Here is a 233-nt window from a genome sequence, read left to right on the forward strand (position 1 = left end):
AGTCTATACCCATTGCACCCAGGACTATCATGCTAAATATAAAAAGACTTAGTTCTCTTGTCGGTACAGTTGTCGAGACAACGGGAATAGGTAAAAGATATAAAAATTTAAAGAGTGGCAAATTTGTGGAGACAACAAGAGATAAAATTGCAAAAATTATAAAGAACTTTTTTTCGCGTATTTTAGCTTTAAGCGCTACGAATGCAAAAAATAAAAAAGGGATTCCTGTATAC

1 protein-coding gene is annotated in these 233 nt (G+C 33.0%); it reads left to right on the plus strand.

What is annotated here, in order from left to right:
- Window positions 1-29: 29 nt before the first annotated feature.
- On the plus strand, window positions 30-233 hold a 204-nt coding region (locus H6A60_RS13660), incomplete at its 3' end, for a hypothetical protein (RefSeq protein WP_205105423.1).

The organism is Sutterella massiliensis (genome assembly GCF_016899755.1).
In the GTDB taxonomy this organism is placed as follows: Bacteria; Pseudomonadota; Gammaproteobacteria; order Burkholderiales; family Burkholderiaceae_F; genus Sutterella; species Sutterella massiliensis.